We start from the raw sequence: 10,119 nt of genomic DNA on the forward strand, positions 1-10,119 counted from the left end.
GACGGACGATGCGCTGTTGACGCTTAGCCTGGACCGCATGCTCAACCGCACCAACAACCCTTACTACGGCACGCCGCTGCTGGACGGGCGCATTGCCGGCGAGCTGCGCGACATCAATTACAACAACCTGACCGACAGCCGCATCCAGAGCAACGCCACCGCATTTCAGGCCAGCCTGGACTGGTTTATGACGCCCGAAGTGGAATGGCATAACCAATTCTATTACTACAGCGGCTTTCGCGAATGGCGCAACGTCGAGCGCTTCCGCGTCGCGGCGGCGGCCCGGCCCGGCGACGTCAACCGCGACTCCTTCGGCGCCCTGGCGCACGACGACGATCTGATCGGCAACCGCAGTTCGCTGGTATTCGACCGCGCCATCGCCGGTTTTGATAACCGGTTGCTGGTCGGCCTCGATCTGAGCAAGCGGCATTTTCAGTATTATTCCAACGGTTTCCCCGGCTCGGAAGACGTACCGCTTGGCGCGCCGCCCAGAGAGCCGTTCGCCCAGGGTACCGACCGCCAACGCGCGCCGGTGCGCCACGTTACCCAGAACCAGTACGCCGCCTTTCTCGAGGATCGCTTCAGCCTGACCGAGCGTTTAGCGTTGCTGGGCCAGCTGCGCTACAACCATATGAACATGGACTGGCGCTTCCAGGGGCCGCAGGAAGAGAGCCGCGCGCACACCTACGTTTTCAGCACCTGGAGCCTGGGCCCCAGCTATGCATTGACCGACAACCTCACGCTCTACGCCAACTACACCACCGGCCAGGAGCCGGGCAACGATCTGTTCTTCCTCAGCCCAACGCAGACCGATCTGCCGCTGACGCGAGCGCGCCAGTGGGAGGCCGGCGCCAAAGGGCAGTTCTGGGGGAACAAGGGCGAGGCGACGCTGGCGCTGTACGAACTGCGCAAGGACAACCTGTTTGTGCCCGACGCGCAGCGGCCGGATGCGTTGAACGCGGTAGGCAGGCAGACGTCGCGCGGCATTGAGCTTGGCGTGGTGCTGCGTCCCGACGAACGCTGGGAGCTGGCCGGCAACGCCGCTTACACGCATGCCCGCTACGACGACTATCGCGGCGGTAGCCCGCTGCGCAGCTACAACGGCAATCGCCCGGCCTATATCCCGGACTGGACCGCCAACCTCAGCGTGCATTATCAGGCGACGGAGCGCCTGGGGCTGGCTTCTTCACTGCGCTACGTCGGCAGCAGTTACAACGACGACTCCAACCAGCGCAAGATGCGCGCGTACACCACGCTCGATCTGGCGGCGGATTATCAGCTGACGCCGATCGTTGATGTCGGTTTCCGCATTCGCAACGCCACCAACCAGCTGTACGCCTATCAGCGCACCTATCCGGATCAGGCGCTGATCGCGCCGCCGCGCAGTTATGAAACCTTCGTGTCGGTCAGGTTCTGACAGCGTGAAACGCTGGCTTGCCCTGCTGTTGTACGCCCTGGGATTGGGCGGCAGCGCGCCGCTGCGTGCCGATGCCGTCAGCCTGCAAAATTGCGGGGTAACGCGCGATTACCCGCAGCCGCCGCAGCGGGTGCTGGTTTACGCCAACCCGGCGCTGGAAAACCTGCTGGCGCTGGGGCTGGCTGGCCGCGCGATCGGCGTGGTCGGGTATGACCGCACGCGCGATCCCGTGCCAACGGCGTCGGCCGAGACATTGCAGGCGCCCACCAGCCCGGCGCCGCCCACGGCGGAAGCGTTGCTGCTGATGCGGCCGGATTTTGTCTATTCGGCTAGCTATTACTGGCTGCACAGCCCGGAAACGCCCGATCGGGCGCGGCTGGCAGAATGGGGCATCGGCACTTATCTCTCTCCCGGCGCCTGCAGCGGCCAGCAAAGCGCGATCGCCGCCGCGCTGACGTTCGAAGACATTTTCACCGAGCTGCGGGAGCTGGCGCGCATTTTCAACGTCAGCAGCGCCGGTGAAGCGCTGGTCGCGCGGCTGCGCGGGCAGCTGAGGGCGTTTGAGGCGCAGCGCGCGCCGCTGCCGCATTTACGTCTGCTGTGGTGGTATGCCGGCGCGCAAACGCCCTACGTGGCGGGCTGCTGCGGCGCGCCAGGTTTGCTGAGCCGCAGCGTCGGTAGCGAGAACCTGTTCGGCGATCGGCCCGAGCTGTGGCCGACGGTGTCCTGGGAGGTTATCGCCGCCCGCGATCCGGATGCGATCGTGCTTGGCGATCTGCCGCGCGGCGGCCTCGGCGACAGCGCGGCCGATAAGATCGCCTTTCTGGAACATCACCCGCTGACCGCGACGCTGCGCGCCGTGCGTCAGCGGCGCTACGTGATCCTCCCCGGTTACGACATGGACCCTTCCGCCCGCACCGTGGCGGCGCTGGGCCGTTTGATTCGGGGCCTGGCGGCCTTGCCGCCGCAGGCGCCGACTTTTTCCAACAAGGAACCTTGATATGACTGCCGTTTCATTCTCTTCGCTGCTGGACTCCTGGGATCGCCAGCAGGCGGCCTACATCGCCGAACGGGAAGCGCGTTTTAACGCCCAGCTGGAGGTGCTGGCGCTGGCCGCCGGCCAGGATTTTCACGTGGTGGATCTGGCCTGCGGCCCGGGCTCGCTGAGCCTGCGCATTTTGCAGCGCTTTCCGCAGGCCAGGGTGACCGCCATCGATCTCGATCCGCTGTTGCTGGCGGTGGCGCGCGGTGCGCTGGCGGAGTACGGCGATCGGATCCGCATTCTGCAGGCCGATCTGGCGGATCCGGCCTGTTTTGCCGCGCTGTCCGGCCCCGCGCCACAGGCGGCGGTATCCAGCACGGCGCTGCACTGGCTGATGCCCGAGCAGCAGCTGGCGCTGTACCGCAACGTTGCCGGGCTGCTAGCCGACGGCGGCGTGTTCCTGAACGCCGATCATCAGCGCTATGACCAGCGTCAGCCGCAGCTGAAAGCGCTGGCGGAGCGGCACGACGAGCAGACCCAACAGCGCGCCTGGGACAACGGCGTCGAGGATTGGGATCGCTGGTTTGCGGGCGCGCTGCAATCGCCGACGCTGGCCGCTTATCAGGCCGAGCGTGAAGCGCTGTTCGCCGGCCGCCCGGTGCCGCCGCCGACGCCGGTGGATTTCCAGCTCGCGGCGCTTAGACAAGCCGGTTTCAGCGAGGCGGGGACGGTGTGGCAGCTGTTGGACGACTATGTGATCGCAGGCTGGAAATAGCATGATCCGGGGGTTACTGCCCGGCCGTAAGGCCGGCTGGCTGCTGTTGCTGGCGGCGGCGCTGCCGCTGGCCCTGCTGGGCGCCACCCTGTCGGGGCCTGCGCCGATCGCGTGGCACGACGCCTGGCGCATCGTGTTCGGCGTCAGCGGCAGTGCGGCGACCGACGCCGAGGTGTATCAGCGCATCATCTGGTCGCTGCGGATGCCGCGCGCGCTGTTGGCGGCGCTGGCCGGCGCCGGGCTGGCGTTGGCGGGCACCGTGCTGCAGTCGCTGACCCGCAACCCGCTGGCCGATCCCTGGGTGCTGGGCATCTCCTCCGGCGCCGGCGTGGGGGCGGTAACGGTATTGGTATTGGGGCTGGGGAGCGGCCTGCTGTCGGTGTCCGGCGGCGCGTTTATCGGCGCGCTGGGAGCGTTTGCGTTGGTGATGCTGCTGGCCGGGCGTTCGCTGCAGGGGGAGTCCACGCTGTTTATTCTGGCCGGGGTGGCGGTGACGCAGCTGCTTTCTGCGTTGACTTCGCTGATCACCCTCTGGCAGGCGGACGCCAACGCCACGCGCGGCGTGATGTTCTGGCTGCTGGGATCGTTCAGCGACGCGCGCTGGCCGCAGGTCGGGCTGTGCGGGCTGGCGCTGGCGGCGGCGCTGCTGCTTTGTTGGCTGCGGGCGGGTGAGCTGGACGCGCTGGCGTTCGGCGGCGTGACCGCCGCTTCGTTGGGGGTGGCGGTGGCTCCGCTGAAGCTGCTGCTGTATGTGGTGACTACCGCGCTGACGGCGGCGATCGTCGCGTTCAGCGGCGCGGTGGGATTTATCGGGCTGACGGTGCCGCATGTCGCCCGGCGGCTGGTCGGTTCGCGGCATCGGCTGCTGTTGCCGGCCAGCGCGCTGTGCGGCGCGCTGTTCGCCGTGGCGGCGGACACGCTGGCCAGAACGCTGTTTGCCCCGCGCGAGCTGCCGGTCGGCGTGCTGACGGCGCTGCTGGGGGTGCCGGTATTCCTGCTGTTGCTGTATCGGAAGGTCAATGCATGACGATTGAAAAAGCGCGATCCGGCCTGCGCGCCGAAGCGGTGAGCTGGCGAGCGGGCGAACGCACGGTGCTGGAAAATCTGGATTTCTGCGCCTTGCCCGGTGAGGTCACCGGCGTGCTCGGCGTCAACGGCAGCGGTAAATCCACGTTGCTCAAGCTGCTGGCCGGGTTGCAGCCTGCCGCCGGGGGCCGCGTTTGGCTGGAAGGGCGCGAAATTACTGCGTTTTCCGGGCGGGAGCGCGCCAGGCGCATCGCCTTTCTCGAGCAATCCGCCCCCGGCGCCTTCGCGCTGCCGGTGAAGGAGGCGGTGCTGCTGGGGCGCTTGGCCCATATCGGCCGCTGGCGCGGTTTCGGCCCCGAAGATCGCCGTCTCGCCGGGCAGGCGATGGAGCAAGTGGGCATCAGCCACCTGGCCGATCGCGATTGGCAGCGGCTGTCCGGCGGCGAACGGCAGCGGGTGCACCTGGCACGCGCGTTGGCGCAGCAAACGCCGTGGCTGCTGCTGGATGAGCCCGCCAACCATCTGGATATCGCCCATCAGCAGCAATTTATGGCCTTGCTGCGGCGGCTGAAGCTCAGCGTGGTGGTGACGCTGCACGATCTGAATCTGGCCGCCTGCTATTGCGATCGGGTGGCGCTGCTGCAGTGGGGCAGGGTCTGCGCGGCGGGTGCGCCGCGGCAGGCGCTGACGCCGGAGAACATTCGCGCGGTGTACGGGGTGGAGGCCCGGCTGGCGGCGCCCGCCGGCTATGCGCCGCCGCTGATCTATTACCCCGCACCGGCATGAGCCCGGTGGAAAGGGCACGTTTAGCCGATCACAATTTCGCCCCGCTGGCTAAAATAACTCCGGTTTTACCGATTTTTTGGGTTAGAATAACCCGATATGCGGTGAAAGGCATTTGCCGCTCAATGGGCAGTTAAGCGAGGCTATCATGTTGGAATTATTGAAAAGTCTGTTGTTTGCCGTGGTCATGGTGCCGGTGGTCATGGCGCTGATCCTCGGCCTGATCTACGGTTTTGGCGAAGTATTCAACGTCTTCTCCAAAGTGGGCCGTTCGAAAGAAAATCGCACCCAGCACTGACCGTTCCCCATCCCGATACCCGCCGGCATCGCCCGGCGGGCATTCCTCAAGTTATCTCACGCTTTGCCGATAAACCGCATGACAAGCTTTCGCGCAACGTTATATTATTTTTTATATAACGAAGAGTGATAATGCACGTTAACTTGCGGAGAAAAACAATGAAACAGCAATGGACCAAATGGGTTGGCGGGATCGTGTTGGCATCGGGCCTGGTGGCACAGGCTTCGGCGGCGGAAAAGATCACCGTGTTCGCCGCCGCGTCGCTGACCAACGCGCTGCAGGACATCGCCACCCAGTATCAAAAAGGCAAGGATGTGCAGGTGGTTTCCTCCTTTGCGTCCTCTTCGACGCTGGCGCGCCAAATTGAGCAGGGCGCCCCGGCCGATCTGTTCATCTCCGCCGATCAACAGTGGATGGATTACGCCATCGACAAGCAGCAGATGGTGAAAGACACCCGCTATACGCTGCTGGGCAACGAACTGGTGCTGATCGCCGCCAAGAGCGATAAGCAAGGTAAGATCGCCATCGACAAGCAGACCGACTGGACCAAGCTGCTCAACGGCGGCCGTCTGGCGGTGGGCGATCCGGATCACGTGCCGGCCGGCATCTACGCCAAAGAGGCGCTGGAACACTTGGGCGCCTGGAGCGTGCTGGAGCCGAAACTGGCGCGCGCCAACAACGTGCGCAGCGCGATGGCGCTGGTGGAGCGCGGTGAAGCGCCGTTCGGCATCGTCTACGGCTCCGACGCGGTCGCCAGCGACAAGGTGAAAGTGGTGGGCGTATTCCCGGAAGACAGCCACAAACCGGTTGAATATCCGATGGCGATTGTGAAAGATCGTCAAAATCCGACGGTCAGCGCTTTCTATACCTATCTGAAGGGCCCGGAAGCGGCCGCTATTTTTGAACATTATGGATTCACCCCGCGTAAATGATTCTGAGTGAGTACGAGTGGCAGGCGGTTGAGCTGAGCCTGAAAGTCTCCGGTTTGGCGGTGGTCTGCAGCCTGCCGTTCGGCATTCTGATGGCCTGGGTGCTGGTGCGTTGCCGCTTTCCCGGCAAGGCGCTGCTGGATGGCGTCATTCACCTGCCCCTGGTGCTGCCCCCGGTGGTGGTCGGCTATTTGCTGCTGATCGCCATGGGGCGGCGCGGCGTCATCGGCGAGTGGCTGTACGACTGGTTCGGCTTCAGCTTCAGCTTTAGCTGGCGCGGCGCCGCGCTGGCATCGGCGGTGGTGGCGTTTCCGCTGATGGTGCGCGCCATCCGGCTGGCGCTGGAGGCGGTGGATACCCGGCTGGAGCAGGCGGCGCGCACGCTGGGCGCCAACCCGTGGCGGGTGTTTTTCACCATCACGCTGCCGCTGTCGCTGCCCGGCGTCATTGTCGGCGTGGTGCTGGCCTTCGCCCGCTCGCTGGGGGAGTTCGGCGCCACCATCACCTTCGTCTCCAACATTCCCGGTGAAACCCGCACCATTCCGCTGGCGATGTATACGCTGATCGAAACGCCGGGGGCGGAAGCCGCCGCCGCGCGGCTGTGCGTGATCGCCATCGTGCTGTCACTGGCTTCGCTGATGGTGTCCGAATGGCTGGCCCGCTGGGGCCGCAAACGGATGGGGGTGTAAATGCTGGAGCTGGATTTCTCGCAGCAGCTGGGCGACCTTAATCTCAACGTCTGCGCCGATTTGCCGGCGCAGGGCATCACCGCGATTTTTGGCCTGTCCGGCGCGGGCAAAACTTCCCTGATCAACGCCATCGGCGGCCTGACCCGTTTGCAGCAGGGGCGCATCGCGCTCAATGGCCGCACGCTGGTGGATACCGCCGCGGGCCTTTGCCTGCCGCCGGAAAAGCGCCGTATCGGCTACGTGTTTCAGGATGCACGGCTGTTCCCGCACTATCGGGTGCGCGGCAACCTGCAGTACGGCATGGCGGCCGGCATGCGCGCACAGTTCAACACTATCGTCGAGCTGCTGGGCATCGGGCCGTTGCTCAATCGGCTGCCGCTGACGCTCTCCGGCGGTGAAAAACAGCGGGTGGCGATCGGCCGCGCGCTGCTGACCGCGCCGGAACTGCTGCTGATGGACGAGCCGCTGGCCTCGCTCGATCTGCCGCGCAAACGCGAGCTTCTGCCGTATCTGGAGCGGTTGGCGCAGGACGTCAACATCCCCATCCTCTATGTCAGCCATAGCCTGGACGAGATCCTGCGCCTGGCCGAGCAGGTGATGGTGCTGGATCGCGGCGAGGTGCGTGCGTTCGGCGGGCTGGAAGCCGTCTGGGCCAGCAGCGCGCTGCGGCCGTGGCTGCAGCGTGAAGATCAGAGCAGCGTGCTGCGCGTCAGCGTGATTGAGCATCATCAGCGCTATGCCATGACCGCGCTGGCGCTCGGCGATCAAAGGCTGTGGGTCAGCGGTATCGACGCCGAACTGGGCACCCAGTTGCGCATTCGCATCAACGCCGCCGACGTCTCGCTGGTGCTGCAGCCGCCGGTCAACAGCAGCATTCGCAACGTGTTGCCGGCCAAGGTAAGCGAGTGTCTGGACGTGGACGGGCAGGTGGAAGTGAAGCTGGCGGTCGGGGAGCACGTGCTGTGGGCGCGGATCACGCCGTGGGCGCGAGACGAACTGGCGATCCGCCCTAGGCAGTGGCTGTACGCGCAGGTGAAGAGCGTGTCGATCAGCCGCGAGAGCCGTTAAGACAGGCCCTCCCGGCGGGAGGGCGAAAAGATTACAGCATGCGGGTGCGGATCACCTCGGCGATGCCCGGCTGCAGGTTATCGGCGATCACCAGATCGGCGCGTTCCTTGATCGCGTCATCGGCGTTGCCCATCGCCACGCCCAACCCGACCGCTTCCAGCATGCTGATGTCGTTGTAGTTGTCGCCGAACGCCACCACCTGATCCATGCTCAGCCCCTGCGACTCCACCCATTGGCGCAGGCGCTTGCCTTTGCTGTTGCCGCCTTTGGCGATATCCACCTGATCGTGCCAGGACCATTCGCACGCCAGCCCCAGCTCTTTCTCCACCGTGTCGGCAAACTCGCGCAGCGCCAGGGTATCGGCGTGCGAGGTGGCGAATTTCCAGATCGCCTGCGCGTCGTCGGCCGCCTGCGCCAGGCTGCCGACCTGCAGCAGCGTTGGGCGCTGCGCCGCCGGCAGGGTTTCGGCCCAGGCCAGCGAGCGGGTCACGTGGCCGCTCGGCTCCTGGTAGAGCATGGCGTCGTCGACGTACATCAGCCCGTGAATGTCGGTCTGTTTGAGCATCTGCAGCACCTGCTTGGCCTGATCTTTCGCCAGAGGATCGGCCGCCAGCACCTTCTTCTGCTGAAAATCATACAGGTAGGTGCCGTTGCAGCAGATGGCCGGGGTGTCGATCTGCAGCGCCTGGTAGAACGGATGGATAGCGACGTGGTGGCGGCCGGTGACCACCACCACCTGGATGCCGGCGGCGCGCGCCTGCGCCAGCGCTTCCAGCGACTGCGGTAAGATGCGTTTTTGGTTGTCCAGCAGGGTGCCGTCAAGATCGAGGGCGATGACGCGGTAGCTCATAGGGTTCTCGTTATCGTTAGCCATAAAATTAATCCGATGGTACACCGGATAGCCAACGGAGAAAACCGCGTGAGCTTCCGGTGCTAAGCGGGGTTGCCATGCGACGGATGTGCGGTAAGCTAGGGGCAATCGAACGGCCTGAAACCGGTTCCTCTTTTACCCTTTGCAAGGAGAACACATGAAGCAAATCGTTTATGTCGCCAGCCCGGAGAGCCAGCAGATCCACGTTTGGCAGTTGGACGATGCCGGCGCGCTGGCGCTGCTGCAAACCGTTGACGTGCCGGGCCAGGTGCAGCCGATGACCCTTCATCCGGACAAGACCCACCTGTACGTCGGCGTACGTCCGGCGTTCGGCATTGTCAGCTACCGCATCGAGGCGGACGGCACGCTGCAGCAGGCCGGCATGGCGCCGCTGCCGGGCAGCCCGACCCATATCTCCACCGATTTGCAGGGGCGTTACCTGTTCTCCGCCTCCTACAGCGGCAACTGCGCCAGCATCAGCCCGATCGGCCACGACGGCGTGGTGACGGCGCCTATTCAGCAGATCGACGGCCTGACCGCGCCGCACTCGGCGAACATCGATCCGACCAACCAGCTGGTGCTGGTGCCTTGCCTGAAAGAAGACCGCATCCGCCTGTTCAACCTGAGCCTGGCGGGCCAGCTGACGCCACACGCGCAGGAAGCGGTGGCGACCGCCGCCGGCGCCGGGCCGCGTCATATGGCGTTCCACCACAACGACAAGTTCGCTTACTGCGTCAATGAGCTGGACGGTACGGTGGACGTGCTGGCCATCTCGGAAAACGGCGGTCACTACACCGTGACGCAGACGCTGGACATCATGCCGGCCGACTTCGATGGCACCCGCTGGGCGGCGGACATTCATATCACGCCGAACGGCCGCTTCCTGTACACCAGCGATCGCACCGCCAGCATTCTGACCATCTTCAGCGTTTCCGAAGACGGCGGCACGCTGAGCGTGGTCGGCTATCACCCGACCGAAGCGCAGCCGCGCGGTTTCAATATCGATCACAGCGGCCGCTTCGTGATTTCGTCCGGCCAGAAGTCCGATCACATCGCGGTGCATGAGATTGATCAGCGCAGCGGTGAGCTGACCACGCTGGCGCGTTATCCGGTGGGCAAAGGCCCGATGTGGGTGAGCGTGCTGGCGAAGTAATTCGGCGGTCAGACGAGTATGGAAAAAGCGCGGTTCGGTTGAATCGCGCTTTTTTATTCCTAACTTAAAACCACGTCCTGTGGACGTGGTTATCGACTCGGTTTTGGCTCTGCCTGTAAAAACCTGCT

11 protein-coding genes are annotated in these 10,119 nt (G+C 64.9%); 10 read left to right on the forward strand and 1 reads right to left on the reverse strand.

Going from position 1 to position 10,119, the window contains the following annotated elements:
- The 9 genes from AWX27_RS16180 to modC form a co-directional block, all read left to right on the forward strand.
- A partial coding sequence (locus AWX27_RS16180) for a TonB-dependent receptor (protein ID WP_060423673.1) occupies window positions 1-1,417 on the forward strand: 1,417 nt, incomplete at its 5' end.
- Window positions 1,418-1,421: 4 nt separating this feature from the next.
- Window positions 1,422-2,417, forward strand: a complete 996-nt coding sequence (locus AWX27_RS16185; RefSeq protein WP_060423676.1) for an ABC transporter substrate-binding protein — start codon at window positions 1,422-1,424, stop codon at window positions 2,415-2,417.
- A gap of 1 nt (window position 2,418) precedes the next feature.
- Window positions 2,419-3,174 (forward strand): class I SAM-dependent methyltransferase, encoded by a 756-nt coding sequence (locus AWX27_RS16190; protein ID WP_060423679.1) that lies wholly within the window; start codon window positions 2,419-2,421, stop codon window positions 3,172-3,174.
- A 1-nt stretch (window position 3,175) separates the two neighbouring features.
- Complete coding sequence (locus tag AWX27_RS16195; protein ID WP_060423683.1) at window positions 3,176-4,201, forward strand: FecCD family ABC transporter permease; 1,026 nt, start codon at window positions 3,176-3,178, stop codon at window positions 4,199-4,201.
- The gene (locus AWX27_RS16200; RefSeq protein ID WP_060423686.1) at window positions 4,198-4,986 is read left to right on the forward strand and encodes an ABC transporter ATP-binding protein; all 789 of its coding nucleotides are present in this window, start codon (window positions 4,198-4,200) and stop codon (window positions 4,984-4,986) included. Before AWX27_RS16195 ends, AWX27_RS16200 begins: the two co-directional genes overlap by 4 nt.
- Window positions 4,987-5,131: 145 nt before the next feature.
- Complete coding sequence (locus tag AWX27_RS24625; RefSeq protein ID WP_004939813.1) at window positions 5,132-5,281, forward strand: AcrZ family multidrug efflux pump-associated protein; 150 nt, start codon at window positions 5,132-5,134, stop codon at window positions 5,279-5,281.
- A 158-nt stretch (window positions 5,282-5,439) separates the two neighbouring features.
- Window positions 5,440-6,213: a molybdate ABC transporter substrate-binding protein gene (modA, locus tag AWX27_RS16205; protein ID WP_060423689.1), complete on the forward strand. Its 774-nt coding sequence runs from the start codon at window positions 5,440-5,442 to the stop codon at window positions 6,211-6,213.
- The gene (gene modB, locus AWX27_RS16210) at window positions 6,210-6,899 is read left to right on the forward strand and encodes a molybdate ABC transporter permease subunit (protein WP_015377003.1); all 690 of its coding nucleotides are present in this window, start codon (window positions 6,210-6,212) and stop codon (window positions 6,897-6,899) included. The genes modA and modB overlap by 4 nt, the downstream gene beginning before the upstream one ends.
- Window positions 6,900-7,967 carry a molybdenum ABC transporter ATP-binding protein ModC gene (gene modC / locus AWX27_RS16215; RefSeq protein WP_060423692.1) on the forward strand — a complete coding sequence of 356 codons (1,068 nt, stop codon included), beginning with the start codon at window positions 6,900-6,902 and terminating at the stop codon, window positions 7,965-7,967.
- A gap of 31 nt (window positions 7,968-7,998) precedes the next feature.
- Here the strand turns inward: modC and AWX27_RS16220 are convergent, their stop codons facing one another.
- Entirely contained in the window at window positions 7,999-8,817 is an 819-nt protein-coding gene (locus AWX27_RS16220; protein ID WP_060423695.1) for a pyridoxal phosphatase, read from the reverse strand.
- A 178-nt stretch (window positions 8,818-8,995) separates the two neighbouring features.
- On the opposite strand from AWX27_RS16220, the gene pgl reads away from it, so the two are divergent.
- On the forward strand, window positions 8,996-9,991 hold the full coding sequence (pgl, locus tag AWX27_RS16225) for a 6-phosphogluconolactonase (RefSeq protein ID WP_060423698.1): 996 nt from the start codon (window positions 8,996-8,998) through the stop codon (window positions 9,989-9,991).
- The last annotated feature ends 128 nt before the right edge of the window (window positions 9,992-10,119 follow it).

The organism is Serratia sp. 2880STDY5682894 (assembly GCF_001537385.1).
Taxonomy (GTDB): Bacteria; Pseudomonadota; Gammaproteobacteria; order Enterobacterales; family Enterobacteriaceae; genus Serratia; species Serratia nevei.